The organism is Psychrobacter sp. AOP7-B1-24, assembly GCF_052376215.1.
Lineage (GTDB): Bacteria > Pseudomonadota > Gammaproteobacteria > Pseudomonadales > Moraxellaceae > Psychrobacter.
Window position 1 is genome coordinate 1 of the sequence record NZ_JBQSVL010000054.1, and the last position, 21,527, is coordinate 21,527.

At 42.3% G+C, this 21,527-nt stretch carries 18 protein-coding genes; 14 read left to right on the forward strand and 4 right to left on the reverse strand.

Going from position 1 to position 21,527, the window contains the following annotated elements:
- Positions 1-154: 154 nt before the first annotated feature.
- Positions 155-1,465 (forward strand): O-acetylhomoserine aminocarboxypropyltransferase/cysteine synthase family protein, encoded by a 1,311-nt coding sequence (locus tag ACT3QP_RS10655; RefSeq protein ID WP_444525482.1) that lies wholly within the window; start codon positions 155-157, stop codon positions 1,463-1,465.
- A gap of 124 nt (positions 1,466-1,589) precedes the next feature.
- Here ACT3QP_RS10655 and ACT3QP_RS10660 read toward each other — a convergent pair whose 3' ends face one another.
- Together ACT3QP_RS10660 and rsmI are read right to left on the reverse strand one after the other, a co-directional pair.
- Complete coding sequence (locus ACT3QP_RS10660) at positions 1,590-2,609, reverse strand: adenosine kinase (RefSeq protein ID WP_444525483.1); 1,020 nt, start codon at positions 2,607-2,609, stop codon at positions 1,590-1,592.
- A 68-nt stretch (positions 2,610-2,677) separates the two neighbouring features.
- A complete protein-coding gene (gene rsmI, locus ACT3QP_RS10665) occupies positions 2,678-3,589 on the reverse strand; it encodes a 16S rRNA (cytidine(1402)-2'-O)-methyltransferase (protein WP_444525484.1) in 912 nt (303 codons plus the stop codon).
- A 134-nt stretch (positions 3,590-3,723) separates the two neighbouring features.
- On the opposite strand from rsmI, the gene ACT3QP_RS10670 reads away from it, so the two are divergent.
- The 9 genes from ACT3QP_RS10670 to ACT3QP_RS10710 all read left to right on the forward strand — a co-directional run bounded on the left by ACT3QP_RS10670 (position 3,724) and on the right by ACT3QP_RS10710 (position 12,447).
- Positions 3,724-4,209, forward strand: a complete 486-nt coding sequence (locus ACT3QP_RS10670; protein ID WP_444525485.1) for a YraN family protein — start codon at positions 3,724-3,726, stop codon at positions 4,207-4,209.
- Positions 4,210-4,431: 222 nt separating this feature from the next.
- Entirely contained in the window at positions 4,432-5,316 is an 885-nt protein-coding gene (locus tag ACT3QP_RS10675; RefSeq protein WP_444525486.1) for a BON domain-containing protein, read from the forward strand.
- A gap of 232 nt (positions 5,317-5,548) precedes the next feature.
- Complete coding sequence (locus tag ACT3QP_RS10680; protein ID WP_444525487.1) at positions 5,549-6,553, forward strand: alpha/beta hydrolase; 1,005 nt, start codon at positions 5,549-5,551, stop codon at positions 6,551-6,553.
- 165 nt (positions 6,554-6,718) lie between these two features.
- A complete protein-coding gene (locus ACT3QP_RS10685) occupies positions 6,719-6,964 on the forward strand; it encodes a BolA family protein (protein WP_444525497.1) in 246 nt (81 codons plus the stop codon).
- Between the two features lie 69 nt (positions 6,965-7,033).
- Positions 7,034-8,302, forward strand: a complete 1,269-nt coding sequence (gene murA, locus ACT3QP_RS10690) for a UDP-N-acetylglucosamine 1-carboxyvinyltransferase (RefSeq protein WP_444525488.1) — start codon at positions 7,034-7,036, stop codon at positions 8,300-8,302.
- Positions 8,303-8,431: 129 nt separating this feature from the next.
- A complete protein-coding gene (gene hisG, locus ACT3QP_RS10695) occupies positions 8,432-9,127 on the forward strand; it encodes an ATP phosphoribosyltransferase (RefSeq protein WP_444525489.1) in 696 nt (231 codons plus the stop codon).
- A gap of 234 nt (positions 9,128-9,361) precedes the next feature.
- Positions 9,362-10,657 (forward strand): histidinol dehydrogenase, encoded by a 1,296-nt coding sequence (gene hisD, locus ACT3QP_RS10700; RefSeq protein ID WP_444525490.1) that lies wholly within the window; start codon positions 9,362-9,364, stop codon positions 10,655-10,657.
- Between the two features lie 74 nt (positions 10,658-10,731).
- Positions 10,732-11,841 (forward strand): histidinol-phosphate transaminase, encoded by a 1,110-nt coding sequence (hisC, locus tag ACT3QP_RS10705; RefSeq protein WP_444525491.1) that lies wholly within the window; start codon positions 10,732-10,734, stop codon positions 11,839-11,841.
- Positions 11,842-12,447 carry a prolyl hydroxylase family protein gene (locus ACT3QP_RS10710; protein WP_444525492.1) on the forward strand — a complete coding sequence of 202 codons (606 nt, stop codon included), beginning with the start codon at positions 11,842-11,844 and terminating at the stop codon, positions 12,445-12,447.
- Between the two features lie 206 nt (positions 12,448-12,653).
- On the opposite strand, the gene ACT3QP_RS10715 is transcribed toward ACT3QP_RS10710, so the two are convergent.
- Together ACT3QP_RS10715 and ACT3QP_RS10720 are read right to left on the reverse strand one after the other, a co-directional pair.
- On the reverse strand, positions 12,654-14,357 hold the full coding sequence (locus tag ACT3QP_RS10715) for an anthranilate synthase component I family protein (RefSeq protein WP_444525493.1): 1,704 nt from the start codon (positions 14,355-14,357) through the stop codon (positions 12,654-12,656).
- A gap of 3 nt (positions 14,358-14,360) precedes the next feature.
- Complete coding sequence (locus ACT3QP_RS10720) at positions 14,361-15,596, reverse strand: beta-ketoacyl-ACP synthase II (protein WP_444525494.1); 1,236 nt, start codon at positions 15,594-15,596, stop codon at positions 14,361-14,363.
- A 673-nt stretch (positions 15,597-16,269) separates the two neighbouring features.
- Between ACT3QP_RS10720 and ACT3QP_RS10725 the strand changes: the two genes are divergently transcribed.
- The 4 genes from ACT3QP_RS10725 to fusA all read left to right on the forward strand — a co-directional run bounded on the left by ACT3QP_RS10725 (position 16,270) and on the right by fusA (position 21,321).
- Entirely contained in the window at positions 16,270-17,382 is a 1,113-nt protein-coding gene (locus ACT3QP_RS10725) for an EcsC family protein (protein ID WP_444525495.1), read from the forward strand.
- A gap of 394 nt (positions 17,383-17,776) precedes the next feature.
- On the forward strand, positions 17,777-18,151 hold the full coding sequence (gene rpsL, locus ACT3QP_RS10730) for a 30S ribosomal protein S12 (protein ID WP_011281154.1): 375 nt from the start codon (positions 17,777-17,779) through the stop codon (positions 18,149-18,151).
- 208 nt (positions 18,152-18,359) lie between these two features.
- Positions 18,360-18,833, forward strand: a complete 474-nt coding sequence (gene rpsG, locus ACT3QP_RS10735) for a 30S ribosomal protein S7 (protein ID WP_192520600.1) — start codon at positions 18,360-18,362, stop codon at positions 18,831-18,833.
- Between the two features lie 361 nt (positions 18,834-19,194).
- Positions 19,195-21,321 (forward strand): elongation factor G, encoded by a 2,127-nt coding sequence (fusA, locus tag ACT3QP_RS10740; RefSeq protein WP_444525496.1) that lies wholly within the window; start codon positions 19,195-19,197, stop codon positions 21,319-21,321.
- Positions 21,322-21,527 lie beyond the last annotated feature (206 nt).

Below are 21,527 nucleotides of genomic sequence, written 5' to 3' on the forward strand. Positions count from 1 at the left end.
AAAGTTATTTGTAATTAAAAAGCTGAGTTCTAATGAATTCGGCTTTTTTTATTGCTATGATTTGGTAGATTGTTTTTTAGCTGAATTTTCAGTGGCAGATTGTTGATTAATAATTTGTTGATTAATAACTTTTATCGAAATAAAGGAATATATAATGAGTGATGAACAAGCAGCCCAAAAATCAGAGACCCCTCAACGTCTCGAAACCTTAGCGATCCATGCTGGCTATAGTGTTGAGCCAACGACTAAAGCGGTCGCAGTACCTATTTATCATACCAGTTCGTATGCCTTTGATAACACTCAACATGGCGCGGATTTATTTGATCTAAAAGTCGCAGGCAACATCTATACTCGTATCATGAACCCGACCAATGCTGTGTTAGAAGAGCGCGTCGCAGCGCTTGAAGGTGGTATCGGTGCGCTTGCCGTAGCTTCTGGTATGGCTGCCATCACGTATGCTATTCAGACTATTTGTGAAGCGGGCGATAATATCGTTGCTGTATCGACCTTGTATGGTGGAACTTATAATTTATTTGCTCATGCGTTGCCGCGTCAAGGTATCGAAGTACGCTTCTTCGATCACAAAAACCCTGAGGCGATTCGTGATTTAATCGATGATAAGACTAAAATGGTCTTTGCCGAAAGTATCGGTAACCCATTGGGTAACATCGTAGATATTCAAGCATTAAGTGATATCGCACACGAGTATGGTGTGCCAGTCGTGATTGATAGTACGGTTGCGACGCCTGCGCTATGTCGTCCGTTTGAGTTTGGTGCGGATATTGTCATTCATTCGTTGACCAAATATATGAGTGGTACAGGTACTTCGATTGGTGGCGCGATTGTCGATAGTGGGAAATTTCCTTGGGGCGACCATCCTGAGCGTTTCCCATTATTGAACACGCCCGATCAAAGCTATCATGGCGTAAACTTTGTTAAGGATGTGGGTGAAGCAGCGTTTATCGCTCGTGCTCGTGTGGCACCACTGCGTAATACAGGCGCGGCACTTAGCCCGTTGAATGCCTTTGGTATTTTGCAGGGTATGGAGACATTGAGTCTGCGTATGGAGCGCCATGTACAGAACGCCCAAGCCGTTGCAGAATATCTACGTGACCATGATAAAGTTGCTTGGGTGAAATATGCAGGATTGCCTGATCATCCTGAGCATGAGCTTGCTAAGAAGTACATGAAAGGCACACCATCTGCTATTTTGACCTTTGGAGTTAAGGGTGGCTTGGAAGCGGGTGCTCGCTTTATCGATGCGCTGCAATTGATCACGCGTTTGGTTAATATCGGTGATGCCAAATCATTGGCTTGTCACCCAGCGACCACCACCCATCGTCAGTTAAACGAACAAGAACTGGAAAACGCTGGGGTTAGTGCTGATATGGTACGACTGTCGATTGGTATCGAACATATCGAAGACATTAAAGCAGATTTAGATCAAGCATTGGCTTTAGCTTAGGGCGTGTCCTCACTTCAGTCGATAGTCCATCTAAATGAATGAGATAAAAAGCCCATATCGAATTCGATATGGGCTTTTTCGTAAAATAAATGCTAGGCCATCTCATCAGTTATTGGTTTAATTACTAAGCAAATAGTACACGGTGTGCAATATCTTTATAGTCTTGTGAGACGAGGCGTGGTCCAAACTGTTGTATCACTTGTGCTGCCACTTCTCCAGCAAGTCGTCCACATTCTGGCAAGCTATAATGCTGTGATAAGGCATATAAAAATGCACCTGAGTAGTTATCACCTGCGCCATTGGTGTCTATGACATTGGCGACAGCAGGCGTGGCGACTTCATAGATTTCAATCTCTGATTTGTCATCGGGCTTATGGGCGATAGTCGCCCCATTAGGGCCATCAGTCACAACTGCTGTGTGACAATAGTCAAGCAGAGTACGTGTTGCCGCTTTAATTTGTTTCTTTTCCGTAAATAACTTAGCTTCTTCACTATTACAAAATATCACCGCAACTTTGTTGCCCAGTATATTGAGCAAGCCATCTTTGGCAAACTGGACTACTGCAGGATCAGCAAAACTTACCGCAATTTTTGTATTATGAATACCGGCTTGTTGACGTAACCGTGTCATTGCTGGTTGGATGCTCTCAGACATGGCTAAATAGCCTTCTATATATAGCCAATCTGCTTGTGTCAGTGCTTCAAACTCAACATTATCAGCAGTGATGTCGCTTGAGGTACCGAGATAGGTCTGCATGGTGCGTTCGCCATCTTCAGTGACCGCGACCACACAGGAGCCAGTCACACCACCAGCATGAATAGATTTCTCTGAAGTTGTTACGCCAGCTTCTAGCAAGTCCTTTAGGTAAAAACTACCTTGGTGGTCATCACCAACACGGCAAGCATAAAAAGGCTTACCACCTAAACTGGCGAAAGTATACATTGCATTAGCTGCGGAGCCACCGCCAGCTTGTTTTGATGGTGCAATGTTGGCTAGCTTAAAATACGCCAATAATTGTTGTTGCTCTTCGATACCAGCCAACGTCATATGCCCTTTGGTTAGCTCCGTTTCTTCTAATGCTGCATCAGACAGTACATATTCGTGATCAACCAATGCATTCCCTATAGCCATTACATCGTACATTGCTTACTGCTCCTTCATTGATATCTAAAAGTATATTTTTTATATAGCCAAATCACTATAGTGATAAGCTATTTTGACTGTAGCTCAAGTAGGCGCTGATATAGCGCATTCTTTTTTACACCGGTGATATCAGCACCTAATGCGGCAGCCTTTTTTACCGATAAATCTTCTAACAATCTTTGCAGTAATTTATCATGGATACTGATGTCGTCTGAATTCTGAGCCATATTCACGCCAGCGACGACCACGACAATCTCACCGCGCTGTTGATTGTCATCGGCTTTGACAAACTCAACCAACTTCCCAAGTGTGCTTTTATGTACCGTCTCAAACGTTTTGGTCAGCTCACGGCAAAACGTCACTTCGCGATCTGCCCCAAATATTGTTGCCATGTCTTCTAAGCTGGCGATAATACGATGCGGTGCTTCATAAAATATCAACGTCTCAGTATGTGAGTGTAAAGCGGTTAGCTGTTTTTGACGACCATGTGTTTTTGCGGGTAAAAACCCAATAAAGCTAAAACGATCTGATGGTAATCCTGCGACTGACAGCGCAGCAATAGCAGCTGATGCTCCGACGACAGGTGAAACAGTAACACCAGCAGCATGTGCCGCTTGTACCAATTGATAGCCAGGATCGCTGACCAGTGGCGTGCCAGCATCACTAATCAAAGCAACCGAGTGACCTTGCTGAATCATCTCAATAATCTTCGGTGTTTGGATGGCACTATTGTGCTCATGATAGGCCCACAGTTTATTGTGACCTTTTTGCTTTTCGGTGGTTTCCGTATCGTCTGAAGCACTGCCTTTGGTATCAATACCGAAGTGTGACAATAGCTTGCCTGAGGTGCGGGTATCTTCGCAGGCGATGATGGCGACCTGCTTTAAAACATCAATCGCATGCGGCGTCATGTCGCTGAGATTACCAATTGGCGTGGCAACGATATATAGACAAGGTGGTATCGCGGTAGGGGTAGACATGAAAACCTCGGATCATTAAAAAGAATAAGGCACAGTTCCCATATAGTCATCGTCTATTTATTTTTCAGTTAAATAGTGAGCGTTTAAATATCTATCGATGATATCGCTAGGCGTGCAAAAGTGGTTAGTTTATCATGTTGTGCTATGATAATTCTGAAATGTTAACCCGACCAAGTGACATTATGGCGAACCATAAACCGTTAACGCTTACTTCACCCAAACAGCGTCAAGGCAGTCTGTTTGAGCAGCAGGCTTGTGAGTTTTTACAGGCGCAAGGGTTAAGGTTAATTGTCCAAAATTGGCAGCAGCCAAAAGTAGGTGAGCTGGATTTAGTCATGATGGAGAAAGGATTAGCGTGGCCGATACTGGTATTTATCGAAGTACGCCAGCGTAAACAATCAGGATTTGGTGATGCTGTGTTGAGTGTGACGGCCAGCAAACAACGTAAAGTGATTAAAGCTGCTCGCTATTTTTTGCAACAGTATCCTGAATACAGTAATTATGAGTGCCGGTTCGATGTCATTGCCTATAATACGGTTGGTAAAACGCCAAAAAAAGTACCACAGGCAGACCATCAGCCAGAGTGGCTTCAAGGCGCTTTCATGGCAAATGCATGGTAATAGTAGGTAAGGGCTACTATTTTTAGTATCGCACAGCATTTATTATCAAACTGGCGTTACCAAAAACCTAACCTCTGTCAGCAAAAATTAAGTAAAGTAGCTATGTTATAAGTAGCGGTATTAAAAGTTATTGTAAGCAGCTATGTTAAAAGCCGCTAGATCGAAATTGTTCAATCCATTAAATTTATATAATCGTCACAATCATGTTCTAAGAGGTAAATCATGACACGGATGCATCTACGTACCGCTATTTTTAGCTCATCACGCCGTATTACCATTGGCACGGTGCTCATGGCTAGTATCATTACCACTGGCTGTACCACTAATTATTTGACCAATAGTACAGAAGGTACCTATGGAGTTCCGATGACAGAGCGTACCATTCCGCAGCGTCTACTGGATCGGAGTATTGAGCATACCGCCAAAATCAATGTTTATGGCTTACAAGAAGACCTGCAACAAACCAGCCGTATGAGCATTGATAGCTTTAATAGTGAAGTACTGTTGACAGGCGAAGTGCCGACTGAAGCAATCAAAGCTGAAGTCGAAAAAGTTGTCAGTTCTATGCCTGATGTGCGTCGCGTCTATAATGAGCTGAATGTTAGTGTCTCAAGGGGGTATAGCTCAACCGTTCATGACGGTTATATCACTTCAAAACTGCTGGCAAAGGTAGTTGCTAATAATGGTGTTAAGACCTCACAAGTTAAGGTGGTGACTAATGATGGCGTGGTTTATATCATGGGGCGTATGACACCGACTCAGCAGAGCAACCTTATTGATATTGCCAATAGTACGGTTGGTGTGACAGAGTTAGTATTATTGACGACAGTCGTTGATGATAGTGGCGTACAGATAAACGAAGACGATATTATGTCTGATAGCACTTTGGCTGATCCAGCTTCAGTACCAGTCGTCAAAGAAGTTGCTACCGCTAATCCAAGTCCAGTTAGCTCTAATTCAGCTAGATCTAATGAGTCAGCTGTCAGTGATTCAACCATTACCGAGGCAACAACGCCTGTTATAGTCACAGAGGAAGGTGTAACAGGCGAGCAGCCATCATCTAGCCCTTATATTGATCTGTATAAAGATCAGTATCAAGTTCAGTAATAAAAACAGCCTCTATTTATAGAGTATACCGATAAACAGTGGCTATTCATCGGTATGGCTTGAATGACAAGAAGACTAAACAGCACTAACAGGAAAAACACGATAAATCCTGAGCGAGCCATTAAAATATAGGCAATAGGCAAACGAACAGCCAGTAAGATACAAGCGGTATTTGTTCAGTAGGCGATCGTAATGCTCATAATTGTTTATAAATATAATAGGGATGCTGGCAATGAAGGATTTGGTTAAAGGTTCACAACAAAGCATAAGAAGTAATGGCATAAAAAGTAACGGCATAAAAAGTAATATTAATAAGCAAAATAAACAAGCATCAACATTCACAAGCCTAGGTCTAACTGCAGCACTGGCCATAGGTGGTATCGCATTAGCCACACAAAATGTACAAGCTATATCACCGCTAACGATCGTCAATGGCATTACCTCAAGTGGTGGTGTGGGCGTTAGTAAAGATATTCTCTATGGTGATGAGCCTTTACAAGACTTGGATATTTATTACCCCAAACCTTTGACCCAAGCAATCAAAGCACAAAACGTGATTGAAGATACGTATCCTATGGTTGTGTTTGTCTATGGTGGCTCGTGGGAAAATGGTACCAAAGAGCAATATGCTTTTGTGGGTAAAAGTCTGGCACGAGCAGGCTATGTAACTGCAGTGATTAATCATCGTAAAGCACCTGAACACCCATATCCTGACTATGTAGAAGACACAGCAAGAGCGATTGCATGGAGCTATGACAATGCTAAAAGCTTACATGTAGATCCTAAGCGTATGGCTGTCATGGGACAATCATCGGGCGCATTTAATGCAGTAGCAGCTGTGTCTAATGAGGATTTTTTAGCACCTTATGGCATAAAACCAAGTGATATTAAAGCGGTAGTTGGTATCGCAGGTCCTTATAGTTATGATTTTAGACAGTTTGATAGTGCCACTGCTTTTCCTGCTGATGCGACTCCTGACCAAGTCATGCCTGACAGACAGTTAAAAGGTGAGCAGCCGTCTTATCTATTGTTGACCGCTGAGAATGATAAGATTGTTTATGACGTAAATACGATCAATATGACAAAAGCGCTAAAAGATTATGGTGCGAGAGTAGAAGTCAGTGAAATAGAAGGTGCCAGTCATGCGACCAGTATCGGTGCGATGGCACCACCATTGCGCTGGCTGAATGATGTGCGCTCACAAGTGCTGACCTATCTAGATAAAGAGCTGAAATAGTTCGTTCTCTGATTATAGCTCTATAAATCTATTTTATGTAAAATTGATGATATGTATATGTCATGTGCGCTTATGCACAGACAGTGCTGTAAGATGCTCAAACTCTTGTTATAATGTTGCTATTCAAATAAAACCTATTTATATAAGACAGGATACTTTATGAGCATGAACGCTGATGATTTGATTGCATTTTTACAGACTCACTTTCCAGACGCTTTTATTCAAGCGGCAAATCAAGGCAATAAGTTCGATGTGCGCGTGGTTGATACCAGTTTTGAGGGCAAACGTACCGTACAACGTCAACAAGCGATTTATGCGTTAGTAAACGACAAAATTGCTAGTGGTGATATTCATGCGCTTAATATCCAAGCATTGACACCTGCTGAATGGGAAACTCAGCAAAAAGGCTAGCTATCTATGTCTTTTCCCTTGGAATATATCTCTCTAATTTTCTATACTTACAGCTAGGTTGTCACTTTTATGGATCAGTTCTTAATCACAGGTAGTAGTCGTATCGCAGGGGAAGTCACTATCTCTGGTGCCAAAAATGCCGCTTTGCCATTATTGGCCGCGATGATATTAGCAGAAACCCCAACGACACTGCACAACGTGCCGTCATTGCAAGATGTGCGAACGTTGATTAAGTTGATCGCTGGCATGGGTATCAATATCGAAAAACAGGGCGACACTGTCATCTGCGATACCAAAAGCATCGATAACTTTTACGCCCCGTATGATTTGGTCAAAACCATGCGTGCCTCTATTTTAGTATTAGGCCCATTACTGGCACGTTTTGGTGAGGCAGAAGTGTCGTTACCAGGTGGTTGTGCTATTGGCTCACGTCCTGTTGACCAACATTTAAAAGCATTTGAGGCAATGGGTGCTGAGATTAGTGTGGAAAACGGCTACGTAAAAGCGCAAGCGCCAAAAGGTGGCAAACTGATTGGCTGTAAATTCTCATTTGATATGGTGACTGTTGGTGGTACCGAAAACGTCATCATGGCCGCAGCACTTGCTAAAGGCACCACCGTTTTGGGTAACTGTGCACTAGAGCCCGAAGTGGTTGATTTGGCCAATATGCTGGTTGGTATGGGCGCGAAAATTAGCGGTATTGGTACAGCGACCATGATCATTGAAGGGGTTGAACGCTTGCATGGCTGTGAGTATTCAGTCGTGCCCGATCGTATTGAGACAGGATCTTATCTTGCTGGTGCATTAATGACTCGTGGTGATGTGTTGGCTAAGAAGACCTCTGCACTACTATTAACCCCAGTATTAGAAAAGTTTGAAGATATGGGGGCTGTGATTACTACTGGTGAAGACTGGATTCGTGCGCAAATGAGTGGACGTCCCAAGGCAGTGGATATTCGTACTCAACCGCATCCAGGCTTTCCGACCGATATGCAAGCACAGTTGATGGCGATTAGTTGTCTTGCCGATGGTACCAGTACGTTTATCGAAAATATTTTTGAAAATCGTTACATGCATGTCCCTGAGCTCAATCGTTTAGGCGCTTCAATTCAAGTAGATGGTCATACCGCTGTGGTAAAAGGTGTTGAAAACTTTACTGCTGCGCCAGTCATGGCAACGGATTTACGCGCTTCTATGTCATTGGTTATGGCAGCAGCGACGGCAGAAGGCGAAAGCTTAATCGACCGTATTTATCATATCGACCGTGGCTACGAAGACGTGGAAAACAAACTGCGTGCGCTTGGTGTGAATATTGAACGTATTAATACTAATGATTAATATTGCCTGATTCATTCCCATGGTGTGAGTTGTTTTTATTAGTGATATTATAAAACAAAACGTTTAGCGTTATAAAATTTAAAAATCCTCTTAATGAGGGTGCCAACTGTACATGGACACGATGTCATTATGACTGAAGCTACCAAAGCATTACCATCTAGCGGTATATTAAATGAAGTGAATGATGAGTTTTCAGGGTTAACATTGGCCTTATCAAAAGGTCGTATTTTAGAGGAAACCATGCCATTGCTACGTGCAGCTGGTGTGGAGCTGCTAGAAGCCCCTGAAGCTTCGCGCAAGCTGATTTTTCCAACTTCAAACCCCAATGTTCGTGTATTGATCTTACGTGCCAGCGACGTGCCAACTTACGTGGAGCATGGTGCGGCAGATTTTGGTGTGGCGGGTAAAGACGTGCTGCTTGAACATGGTGCCAATCATGTGTATGAGCTGCTAGATTTGCAGATTGCTCAGTGTAAGCTGATGACTGCTGGTGTCAAAGATGTCGTATTACCGAATCGTCGCCTACGTATTGCGACTAAATATGTCAATGTGGCACGTGCTTATTTTGCCAGTCAGGGTCAGCAAGTGGATGTGATTAAACTATATGGATCGATGGAGCTTGCTCCGTTAGTCGGTTTAGGTGACTTAATTGTCGATGTTGTCGATACTGGTAATACTTTACGCGCCAATGGTCTAGAGGCGCGTGATCACATTTGTGATGTCTCATCTCGCCTTATCGTCAATCAAGTCAGTTATAAACGCAAGTTTTCGCTACTTGAACCGATTTTAGACAGCTTTAAGAATAGTATTGCTAGTGCTTCATAAGCCAGTATCTATTGGTAATATTAAGCATGGTTATACAATTTTTTAAACCAGTTTAGTGCTCTATGGTAGACATAGCATGCTAAACTGGTTTTGTTGTGTTTGCTTGTTAGCATATAAAAATTCAGTATACTCGTGAGTACGTCAGTCATTAAAGTGATGATAAATGTTGAATATACTTTATTTTTGCATCGTTAATTTTTAGCCGCATTTTATGCTCAGATATAGGATTAAGTCATGCGCCAATTAAGTACCCAAGATGCCGATTTTGATAGTCAATTGACAGAGTTACTTGCATTTGAAACTGTCAATGATGCCGATTTGTTGAAAACTGTTGATGATATCATCGCGCAAGTGCGCCATGATGGTGATAGTGTGGTATTAGCATTGACGCAGCAATTCGATCAGCATCCAGCGACCACGATGGAGTCGTTAGAGTTGTCTAAAGAAGTATTGGCTGAAGCATTTGAAAACTTGGATGATGATGTACGTGAAGCTCTCACCACTGCGGCTACACGGGTACAGACATTTCATGAGCGTCAAATACAAGAGACGTGGCAATATGAAGATGAGCTAGGCAACCGTCTTGGTCAAAAAGTCACACCACTTGATCGTGTGGGTATTTATGTGCCAGGTGGCCTAGCATCGTATCCGTCATCGGTATTGATGAATGCGATTCCTGCTAAAGTAGCTGGCGTTGCCGAAGTCATCATGGTAGTACCAGCACCGAAAGGCATACTAAATCCACTGGTATTGGCTGCAGCTCATTTAGCAAAAGTAGATCGAGTCTTTACTATTGGCGGCGCACAAGCTGTGGCCGCATTGGCTTACGGTACAAAAACGATTCCTGCTGTTGATAAAATAACAGGGCCTGGTAACAAATATGTGGCTGCTGCAAAACGAGCAGTGTTTGGGCAAGTGGGCATTGACATGATCGCAGGCCCATCTGAAGTATTGGTCTATGCAGAAGGCGAGGCGCAAGATCGTGCTGATTGGTTGGCTATGGATCTGTTATCACAAGCAGAGCATGATAGTATTGCCCAAGCCATTTTTGTGACGACTAGTGAACAGCAGCTAGCTGAAGTTGCCGCTGAAATCGACAAAGCATTGGCAGAGTTGCCAAAGGCTGATATCGCTCGTGATTCGCTACAAAATCGTGGTGCGCTTATCTTAGTCAAAGACCGTGCCGAAGGAATGGCTGTTATCAATCGCGTGGCCCCAGAGCATTTAGAGCTGTCTGTTGACGAGCCAGATGCTTTATTGGATAGTATACGTCATGCGGGAGCTATTTTTATGGGTCGCCATACACCAGAGGCCATTGGTGATTATTGTGCAGGACCAAATCATGTATTACCGACATCAGGAACGGCGAGGTTCTCTTCACCACTTGGGGTGTATGATTTTCAGAAAAAGTCATCAATCATTTATTGTAGCGAGAGTGGTAGTAAGCCACTGGCCAAAACAGCAGATATCTTAGCACAACGTGAAGATTTAGACGCCCATGCTCGTTCAGCGCGCTATCGTTATCAGTAATAGACTTTGCAAACTGTAATATTTGTTTTTATCTCTATTTTTAATAATCTTTGTGGCTAATAGTAGGATAACTTATGAGTGAACTAAAGACAGACACCAGACTTTGGTCATCTAAAGCACGTAATTTGTCGCCTTATACACCAGGCGAACAGCCGCAACACGACAATTTATGCAAACTAAACACCAATGAAAATCCGTTTCCACCTTCTCCAAAAGTAGGACAGGCGATCGCTAAAGTATTGACAAAGCAGGCGGATGACTTGCGTTTGTATCCAGCGCCTGAATCTGACGATTTGCGAAAAGCATTGGCTGACTTTTATCATCTTGATACCAATCAAGTGTTTGTGGGCAATGGTTCCGATGAGGTATTAGCGTTAGCATTTGCCAGCTTTTTCCTAAAAGAGCGCCCTGTTTTAGCACCTGATATTAGCTATAGCTTCTATCCTGTATACGCGCACACCTTTGGCATCGAGCTAGTACAGATTGCGCTAGAAGCTGATTTTAGTATCAGCCCAGACGCGTATCGTCAGCCTTGTAGTGGTATTATCATCGCTAATCCAAACGCACCTACAGGGTTGTTGATGTCGCTTGCTGATATCAAAAAACTGGCTAATGAGCATTCCAACGCCGTCATCGTTATTGATGAAGCTTACATCGATTTTGCTCAGACTGAAGAAGGTTCAGTATCTGCCATTAGCCTTATCAATGAGTTTGATAATCTATTGGTCACACAGACTTTTTCTAAGTCACGCTCGCTGGCTGGATTGCGCGTCGGTATGGCCTTCGGTAATGCGTCATTGATTGAAGCACTGACGCGTATGAAAAACAGCTTTAATAGCTATCCGTTGGATAAGTTAGCACAAGCGGGTGCGACTGCCAGTGTCTTAGATGTTGAATATTTTGAGCAAACGCGTCAGCAAGTTATTGACCTGCGTGAGTCACTAACAGCGGAGCTAATAGCCTTGGATTATCAAGTGCTGCCGTCACACGCCAATTTTGTATTTGCCCGTCCAAATGATGGTGATGCCAATGCTGTGGCCAGTGCGTTACGTGAGCAAGGAATCATCGTTCGTCATTTTGATAAGCCGCGAATCAATGAGTACTTGCGTATTACCATTGGTACAGCAGAGCAGCATGAGCGTTTGATCAGTGCACTGACTGCGCTGCGAGCTATGAGTACTTAAGTGAAAAATTTGAATGTGATTCGTAATCGACCATTGATTTGTACTATTGATAATATTTTTAATGATCTTTACTGCGAGCAACTCATCGAAAAAAGTGAAATGCAGCAGTATGAGCAAGCACAAATTACGGTCGGCAATGATCAGTTTCGAACAGATACGAGCGTCCGAAATAATGATCGTATCATATTTGATGATGCTGACTTAGCAAAAAATCTCTTTGACCAAGTGGCGTGTTATTTACCAAAAACATGGGATGAGGGTCTATGGGAGTTGTCTGGGCTGAATGAGCGTTTTCGTTACTATCGTTATGGCGAAGGCCAAACGTTCAAACCACACTTTGATGGTGCTTATGAGCAAGATAAGTTTCATAAAAGCTTCTTAACGCTATTATTTTATTTGAATGACGATTTCGAAGGTGGTGAGACAAAATTTTATCAATGGCAAGGTGGTTGGTATAATAACGATACACCTAACTATATTGTTACACCGAAAAAAGGCCAAGCATTATTGTTTGCACATCAACAGTTCCATGAAGGTGCGCCAGTGATATCAGGTGTTAAATATGTACTACGAACGGATGTCATGTATCGAGCAATATGTCTTTAATAGAGGCCCTTAACACATTCAACACGGTCTAATAAAAAGCCTGCCAACAGTGTGTTGAGCAGGCTTTATTTTTATGGGCTTCTTAAAACTATGTCTATAGTCAGAGAAGTCTAAAGTGGATACAAGGCAGCCGACCGAAGATTGTACAAGTAGTACATTTAGGGAGGGTAACGCTGTAGCCATTTAATAGTTCTCTGACTATAATTCTATTTGCTCAGACTTTCTTGGGCAAGCACTGATAGCAAATTACCCACTTTATCCAAACACTCTTGGTATTCAGCATCGCAGTTAGAGGCGATAGTGATACCACCGCCAGCCCATAAGCTGACTTGTTTGTCTTTCTCCAAATCACTATGTGATGAAGTGTTGGCTTGCAGTGTACGAATCAGTACATTCCATTGACCGCTGCCATCAAAATTCATATAACCCATGGTGCCACAATACGCGCCGCGCGGTGTGGTCTCTAATTCGGATATAATCTCAACGGCACGTTTTTTGGGTGTACCAGTAATAGATCCTGCGGGTAAACTGCCAAACAATACTGCCAATGGATGAGCATCTTCCTTTAGCTCAGCGGTGATGGTGCTGACCATGTGATGTACATTGCTAAAGCTTTCAATAGTAAATAGCTTTGGTACTTTTACGCTACCAATTTTGGCGTATTTACCCAAATCATTACGAAGCAAATCAACAATCATCACATTCTCAGCACGATCTTTTTTACTGTCATTGAGTTGATTTTTATAGCCGTTATCTTGTTCAGTTGTTGCACCACGAGGCATCGTACCTTTAATAGGTTTAGTAATGATGTGGTGCTTACCTGCGTTGGTATCTTTTTTGAAGGTGAAAAACAGCTCGGGTGAGCAGCTCAACAGTTCAAAAGAATTTGTGGATATATTAGGAGTATTTGTACGGTCATTCATGCCACTAACCAACAGGTATCCTGCAAAGGGCGCCTGCGTATTACGATATAGCATAGGCAGATAATCAATCAGACTGGATGTTGATTGGCTATTACTTGTTTTATGAGAGAGCTGACCACGCCATTCTTGCGTTAGATTGATTTGATAGCAGTCGCCTTGTCGTAGGTAGTCTTGAGTGCGGTCAAATGCTTGTTGATAATCAGGCTTGCTCCATCGTGCTTGTAATATTAAAGGAGCAGGTTCTGATGATTCAAGGCAATCGTCATCGATAAACTTATCAGACAGTTCTTTGTCTAGTCCGTCTAGATATGAGATAAGCGCTATGACAGCTTTATTACTCAACTCATCATTAGTGGTTTTGTCTGAATGGTTAGTAGTGGAGTTGACGGTTAACTGCCAACCAGTTTTGCTGTTTTCTTTAGGTGTCAGGTAAATATCGTAATGACCCAATACTGCACAAGGCTGTGCTGCGAGTTCGATGTTGGCAGTTGGACTTAGCTCATGAGCTGCAATGTCATAACCGATAAACCCTATGAGACCATGATGATAGTTAGGATTTTCAGTGAGATTAGTTATCGATGTTCTATCATAAGCGTCGCTATACTGTATCAACGCATCTTGCCAATCAGCGTAGCTCATATAGGCCGTCGTTGTGGCATTAGCGTTATCAGAATCGTTAGTTCTTTCAACATCACGGCAATGGCGAATGACTTGATAAGCAGCTTGTTGTGCATCAGGTAATTGATGGTTAGCAGTATTAAAATAGACAGACCAGCTCACTTTAGGGAGTAAGCCAATAACAGGCTGTCCATCATTGTTTAGCCAAACCAGCTGCCAGTTTGCTTTAGACTCTTGTGCTAGTAGATAGCGCTGTATATATGGCATTAATTCTGCGGCAGGCAGATCACCAAAACGCCAGCTAGGATTAGTAGCTGGCGATAGGGCAGAATCTGTCTGCTCAGTAGTCTTGTTATTTTCTACGTACATCGGTTACGCGTCGAACTTTTTGATGATTAGCGTGGCGTTGGTGCCACCAAAACCAAAGCTGTTACTCATCAGTGTCTCAAGCTTCGTTTCACGCATTTGAGCGACGATGTCAAAGCCTTCAGCGGCAGGGTCTAAGTTTTCAATATTAATACTTGGTGCGATAAAGCCTTCTTGTAGCATCAGTAAGCAATAGATTAATTCGTGTGCGCCAACTGCACCTAAGCTGTGACCAGTCATAGATTTGGTTGAGCTGATAGCAGGGACTTTACGGACATCATCACCAAATGCTTTAGCAATTGCTTTGAGCTCAGTGATGTCACCTAGTGGCGTGCTGGTACCGTGAGTATTAATATAGTCAACGCTGTCTAGTCCAGCTTCGGCCAACGCCTGCTGCATACAGCGTACCGCACCTTCACCGCTTGGCGCAACCATCTCAGCACCATCAGAGCTGGCACCATAACCAACGATTTCCGCTAGGATGTTAGCACCGCGTGCTTGCGCATGCTCCAAGCTCTCGACGACCACCATTGCGCCACCAGCTGCAATCACAAAACCATCACGGTCTTTGTCATATGCGCGTGAAGACTGTTTAGGCGTATCATTATATTGCGTACTCATCGCGCCCATTGCATCAAACATACACGACTGAGTCCAATGTTCAGCTTCACTACCACCTGCTAATACCACATCCGCTTTGCCTAGCTGAATCAGCTCAGCAGCATGACCGATACAATGCGTTGAGGTTGCACAAGCAGAGGACAAAGAGTAAGAAACCCCGTGTATTTTGAGTCCTGTTGCTAGTGCTGCCGACACTGAACTGCCCATGGTTTTAGGCACTGCCATGGCACCAACACCGCGTAAGCCTTTTTCGCGCATGGCATCTACTGCATTTACAATGTTTTCTGTTGAAGCGCCACCAGAGCTTGCTACCACACCAACACGTGGGTTTTGGCCAATGACATCAAGCGACAATCCAGATTGTTTGATAGCATCTAACGCACTAACATAAGCATAGAGACTGGCATCACTAAAAAATCTTTTGAGCTTACGGTCGATAGCAGACGTATCTAGTACTGATTTATCAATACTACCACTGACCTGTGACTTGAATTCATGCTCAGCATAAGAGTCATTAAGCGTAATGCCAGACTGCCCTTGTTTCAAAGAGTCAGTAACTGTGGCTAAATCATGTCCGATACAAGAGACAATCCCTGCTCCAGTGATAACAATGCGGCGCATATTCTATTCCTTATGAGTAACGATTTTTTGATGTTTACTTTTAATAAGTTATTTCTAATGAAGTACTACTAATAATTAAAGTACTGTTAATAATCGTTTTTAAATGTTTACTTCTATTATTTGATTTCAAGCGTAGCACTCCCTCATAACCATAATGTGTCAAAACAGTGTGTTAGAGAAAGCGTATTTATGAATGTCAAATGCTTCTGTTGCAGCTATAATGGCTGTCACAACTAAACGACACATTGTCTATAGGTATCGTCTAGATGTACTGTTTAAAAGGTATTTTATAAATCCGAGTACAACTGTACTGTGAATTATGGCATATCATAACGTATCAAGCGCCCAAAATCTTTGTACAAGTGCAAAATAACCACAAAACAACGCTGACAGTTGGAGGTTATTTAAAAATAAAGGGTAAACAGTGTTATGAGTAGAAAAGTCAGCGTAATACTGATAAAAATATACTAAGATTTGCTTGATGGGTATCTAAAATATATCGTGCTGAATATGGTGTCATGACTTAACTGGGTTATACTTTTAGACACAAATTGTGTGATGGTGATAACATTGTTCGCACTGACATTGGTACTAACTCTTCGCTAAAATAATGTATTAACTGTGAATGTAAACCCACTATTATAAAGTCAATTATCATATTAAGGACGTCACGATGGCAAAGCGTAGCACTCTTTCTAAAAGTATTAAAACCGTTGGCTCTTTGACTCGCAATAACTTAGAGCGTATGGGCGCGGTGATTGACAGTATCAATGCTAAAACAAGCAAGCCACGTCGATATAAAGCGATTAACTTGGGCGATGAAGACTATCAGCAAGATTTATTTCGTCAGCACACGCTAAAAGCTACTCAGCAATTACTAGGGCCACGTTTTGCGACTTACGGTAAGTATGCCAAAAAAGTGGTACCGAATAGTTTTTTTCAATCGACTGTTGATGGCGCTTTCGCCCAAGTAGCAAAACTTGCCTCCAGTTGGAGTCAGGTTGATTTGCCTGATGAACATCGTTTTGCCAACATTGAAAGTTTGGATGACGAAGAACGTTATGCATTAGCTACGGATATTGCTAACCAAAACCGAGCACTCGCTACGATAGGTGGCTTTACTGGTCTAGCAGGTCTTCCAGGTTTGCTCGCTGATACGTTGTGGTTACTACTGGTATCGTTGCGCACGGTTTATCAGTTGGCAGCTGTTTACAATAAACCACTAACTGGTAGCCAAGGCATCAAAATGGCTTATGAGCTGTTATCAAATGCCGACTTGAGAAAAATGCAAGAAAAACAAGCGTTACTTGCTGGTCTCGGTATTGGTAAAGGCTTGCTGGACAATGCACAGAGTGGTGGTTTACACAGTGAGCTAAAAAACCTAGGTCTAAAACACAAAAATGTTAATTTTTACGCTCAGCAAGTTGATAATATCGCCAGTCAGGTTGGTATTGATTTAGATCAAATCAATTTATCATGGATACGCCGATTCTTACCAGTCACAGCAGTGGCTATTGGTATGCACTATAATAGCCAGTTAATTGATGAAGTCATTGGCGTAGCGCAGGCAACTTTTGCACCAGAAGCGAAGCTTGCTAATCGTGCGATTACGGATGATAGTAGCAGCGAAGAAAAAGTAGATAAAACTGCTAATAGCGATGAAAAAAAAGATGCCGATAATGTTGATAGTGAAAGTATCAACGATGATGACACTCAAATAAAAGAAGATAGTGCGCAAGCGAAAGATATTGATCAAAACGCAAGTGAAAAAAAAGAGAATAAGTAAGCGCTTGCTTGGCTCACTTATTCTTAATTTGGCGATATTATTTTCTTCTCTTGAAAAATAAGATAATATCGCCATTTAACGTCTACTGATACTAGATTGTCTTTGTATTTACCTTATTCTAATCATGTCTTTCACTATTTTTATGCCATATTTAACGATCTGTTTTTTACCTAGTTGCTATCCAAACATAGATAATATGGTATGGCAGTAGGCTGAATGCATATCTATTAAATGTTGTAAAGTACAATCACTCATAAGTGGTTGAAATAGCAGCAACAACTCTTTATAATATACTGTCCTAAAAATGGGTACTCCGAAAATCTGTCGTTAATGTCAGATAGATGGTGTATTTACCCATTTTTTTGTTTTATACCAAACGGGAGAAGGATGCCTCATGGCAACAACTAACCAATTGATTCGTAAAGGTCGCAAAACCATCAAGGAAAAGTCAAAAGTTCCTGCGTTGGAAGCGTGCCCACAACGTCGTGGCGTATGTACTCGTGTATATACTACCACTCCTAAAAAACCTAACTCAGCCATGCGTAAAGTATGTCGTGTACGTTTGACTTCAGGCTATGAAGTATCAAGCTATATCGGCGGCGAAGGTCATAACTTACAAGAGCACAGTGTTGTTCTTATCCGTGGTGGTCGTGTAAAAGATCTACCAGGTGTACGTTATCACACTGTTCGTGGTGCATTGGATTGCGCAGGCGTTAAAGACCGTAAGCAAGGTCGCTCTAAATACGGTGCTAAGAAGCCTAAAGTTTAATAACTAAATGTTATTAGATAAGCTTTTTTGTACCAAACATTAACTGTGCATGGGTCAGGTGTTAGCAGGATTATCAAATTATTTATTTTCTGTTACAACATACCGCCATGCAGTAAGGCTGACTGACAAACTCGATATAACGCCACCTAATAAATAATTGGTGCGAGATTGTGAATGTCAGACACTCCTGAAGACAAGGAAATTTATTATGCCAAGACGTCGCGTCGTTGCTGCCCGTGAGATCCTACCGGATCCTAAGTTTGGTAGCCAAACTGTTGCAAAATTCATCAACCATGTAATGAGTGATGGTAAAAAATCTACTGCTGAGCGTATCGTTTACGGTGCACTTGAAACAGTAAGCGAAAAACGTAAAGTTGAAGATCCAGTTTCTTTCTTCGAAGACGTTTTAGAAAATGTACGCCCAATGGTAGAAGTAAAAGCTCGCCGCGTTGGTGGTGCAACCTACCAAGTGCCAATGGAAGTACGTCCCTCCCGTCGTACTGCCTTGGCTATGCGTTGGATAGCTGAAGCTGCTGCTAAGCGTTCTGAAAAATCAATGGCTTTGCGTTTAGCTGGTGAATTGAACGATGCTGCTGACGGCAAAGGTGCCGCTATGAAAAAACGTGACGAAGTTCACCGTATGGCAGACGCTAACAAAGCATTCTCTCACTATCGTTTCTAAGCAACTGTTTGATAGTAACTTTAGATTGGTTGGCTGATGTCAATCAATCTTATACTGTTATTTATTCTATTGATTGCTGCCACCATGTATCCAGTTATAGATAGATCATACTATTCATAATTGGGATGGCAGACATCTATCTAGATGCTTTTCTATCAATACTGTTTAGATAGGGAGCATCCCAAATTTGATGCCACACTATTCTTAGTATTTGCTCTTTTTTTGTCCACATTAGGCTTAATAATCAGTAAGTAATATTACGAAGTTGATTGCTTTGTCATGAAGCTGACCGCTTTGTCATAGAGTATGAGGTAGTGACACAACACATTATTATATACACGACTTTTCCTAGGAAAAAACTATGGCTCGTAAAACTCCCCTAAAACGCTATCGCAATATTGGTATCTCAGCGCATATCGATGCTGGTAAGACAACCACTACTGAACGTGTTTTATTCTATACCGGTGTTAGCCACAAAATTGGCGAAGTACATGATGGCGCAGCTACCATGGACTGGATGGAGCAAGAACAAGAGCGTGGTATTACTATCACCTCAGCAGCAACGACTTGTTTTTGGTCAGGTATGGCGAAACAGTTCGACGAACACCGTATCAATATCATTGACACCCCAGGTCACGTTGACTTCACGATCGAAGTTGAACGTTCTATGCGTGTTCTTGATGGCGCTTGCATGGTTTACTGTGCAGTAGGCGGCGTTCAGCCACAGTCTGAAACCGTTTGGCGTCAGGCGAACAAATATAAAGTCCCACGTCTTGCATTCGTAAACAAAATGGATCGCGTTGGTGCTGACTTCTACCGTGTTATTGACCAGATCAAAACTCGTTTGGGTGGCAACCCTGTGCCATTGGTTATTCCAATTGGTAAAGAAGACGATTTTGAAGGCGTTGTTGACTTAGTAAGCATGAAAGCAATCTATTGGGACGAAGCGTCTCAAGGTATGAACTACGAAGAACGCGAAATTCCAACTGAACTACAAGAAAAAGCTGCCGAATATCGTGAGCTTTTAGTAGAAAATGCAGCTGAAGCGAATGAAGAGCTCATGAATGAGTATCTTGAAAACGGTGAGTTGTCTGTAGAACAGATCAACACTGCTATTCGTCAGTTAACCATTGATAACTCAATCATTCCACTTCTTTGTGGTACTGCCTTTAAGAACAAAGGTGTACAGAAGATGTTAGATGCTGTTATTCAATATCTACCTGCACCAATTGACGTACCTGCTATTAAAGGTATTCTTGATGACAAAGACGAAACCGAAGGTTCTCGTGAAGCATCAGATGACGCACCTTTCTCAGCACTAGCATTTAAAATCATGAATGATAAGTTCGTTGGTAACTTAACCTTCGTACGTGTTTATTCTGGTGTAATGAAGCAGGGCAGCAGTGTTTATAACCCAGTTAAGATGAAGCGTGAGCGCGTTGGCCGTATCGTACAGATGATGGCAGATTCTCAGCAAGAGCTTCCAGAGATTCGTACTGGTGATATCGCAGCGCTAGTTGGTATGAAAGATGTGACTACTGGTGATACGCTATGTGACGAAGATAATGTAATCACTCTTGAGCGTATGGAATTTCCAGATCCAGTTATCAGTCTAGCTGTTGAGCCTAAGACTAAAGCTGACCAAGAAAAAATGTCTATCGCTCTTGGCCGTTTGGCAAAAGAAGATCCATCGTTCCGTGTACACACTGACGAAGAATCTGGTCAGACTATCATTAGCGGTATGGGTGAGCTACATCTAGAGATTCTAGTTGACCGTATGAAGCGTGAGTTCAATGTTGAAGCAAATATCGGTGCGCCGCAGGTTGCTTATCGTGAGACAATTCGTAACACGGTTGAACAAGAAGGCAAATTTGTACGTCAGACTGGTGGTCGTGGTAAGTTTGGTCATGTTTGGTTACGTCTTGAGCCACTTGATCCAGCTGGTGAAACTGAATACGAATTCGCTGAAGAAGTGGTTGGTGGTACTGTACCAAAAGAATTCCATGGTGCTGTTGACAAAGGTATCCAAGAACGCATGAAAAATGGCGTACTTGCTGGTTACCCAGTAGTTGGTGTTAAAGCGACTTTATATGATGGTTCTTATCATGATGTTGATTCTGATGAATTGTCGTTCAAAATGGCAGGTTCTATGGCCTTTAGAAAAGGTTTCATGGCAGCTGACCCAGCACTACTTGAGCCAGTGATGAAAGTAGAAGTTGAAACACCTGAAGACTATATGGGTGATATCATGGGCGATCTTAACCGTCGTCGTGGTTTGGTACAGGGTATGGAAGACCTACCTGGTGGTACTAAGCAGATTCGTGCTGAAGTACCATTAGCGGAAATGTTTGGTTATGCCACACAAATGCGCTCTATGTCACAAGGCCGTGCAACTTATTCAATGGAATTCCAAAAATACGCTGAAATTCCAAAATCAGTTGCTACTGAAATCATCTCTAAGTTCAACTCTAAAGATGATGACGAATAAGTAAAACCCCATTAAGAATGACAATGTCATAGTTATCTTTACATTGTCATTGAAGAATACACCAATAACTTGTTAAAAGACTTGTTATTGGTTGTGATTTTCTTATAATATCTGCACATTAGTATGTGTGACCTTTTAACAATTATCTTAAAGTGGTCAAGTCTGTCTTATGCAATCATATCTATATGAGCAAAGCAGTTGATCCC

Bases quoted from the DNA above. Each gene is read 5' to 3' on its own strand.
- ACT3QP_RS10655 (WP_444525482.1), top strand. From the start codon at position 155: ATGAGTGATGAACAAGCAGCCCAAAAATCAGAGACCCCTCAACGTCTC.
- ACT3QP_RS10660 (WP_444525483.1), bottom strand. From the start codon at position 2,609: ATGTACGATGTAATGGCTATAGGGAATGCATTGGTTGATCACGAATAT.
- rsmI (WP_444525484.1), bottom strand. From the start codon at position 3,589: ATGTCTACCCCTACCGCGATACCACCTTGTCTATATATCGTTGCCACG.
- ACT3QP_RS10670 (WP_444525485.1), top strand. From the start codon at position 3,724: ATGTTGTGCTATGATAATTCTGAAATGTTAACCCGACCAAGTGACATT.
- ACT3QP_RS10675 (WP_444525486.1), top strand. From the start codon at position 4,432: ATGACACGGATGCATCTACGTACCGCTATTTTTAGCTCATCACGCCGT.
- ACT3QP_RS10680 (WP_444525487.1), top strand. From the start codon at position 5,549: ATGAAGGATTTGGTTAAAGGTTCACAACAAAGCATAAGAAGTAATGGC.
- ACT3QP_RS10685 (WP_444525497.1), top strand. From the start codon at position 6,719: ATGAACGCTGATGATTTGATTGCATTTTTACAGACTCACTTTCCAGAC.
- murA (WP_444525488.1), top strand. From the start codon at position 7,034: ATGGATCAGTTCTTAATCACAGGTAGTAGTCGTATCGCAGGGGAAGTC.
- hisG (WP_444525489.1), top strand. From the start codon at position 8,432: ATGACTGAAGCTACCAAAGCATTACCATCTAGCGGTATATTAAATGAA.
- hisD (WP_444525490.1), top strand. From the start codon at position 9,362: ATGCGCCAATTAAGTACCCAAGATGCCGATTTTGATAGTCAATTGACA.
- hisC (WP_444525491.1), top strand. From the start codon at position 10,732: ATGAGTGAACTAAAGACAGACACCAGACTTTGGTCATCTAAAGCACGT.
- ACT3QP_RS10715 (WP_444525493.1), bottom strand. From the start codon at position 14,357: ATGTACGTAGAAAATAACAAGACTACTGAGCAGACAGATTCTGCCCTA.
- ACT3QP_RS10720 (WP_444525494.1), bottom strand. From the start codon at position 15,596: ATGCGCCGCATTGTTATCACTGGAGCAGGGATTGTCTCTTGTATCGGA.
- ACT3QP_RS10725 (WP_444525495.1), top strand. From the start codon at position 16,270: ATGGCAAAGCGTAGCACTCTTTCTAAAAGTATTAAAACCGTTGGCTCT.
- rpsL (WP_011281154.1), top strand. From the start codon at position 17,777: ATGGCAACAACTAACCAATTGATTCGTAAAGGTCGCAAAACCATCAAG.
- rpsG (WP_192520600.1), top strand. From the start codon at position 18,360: ATGCCAAGACGTCGCGTCGTTGCTGCCCGTGAGATCCTACCGGATCCT.
- fusA (WP_444525496.1), top strand. From the start codon at position 19,195: ATGGCTCGTAAAACTCCCCTAAAACGCTATCGCAATATTGGTATCTCA.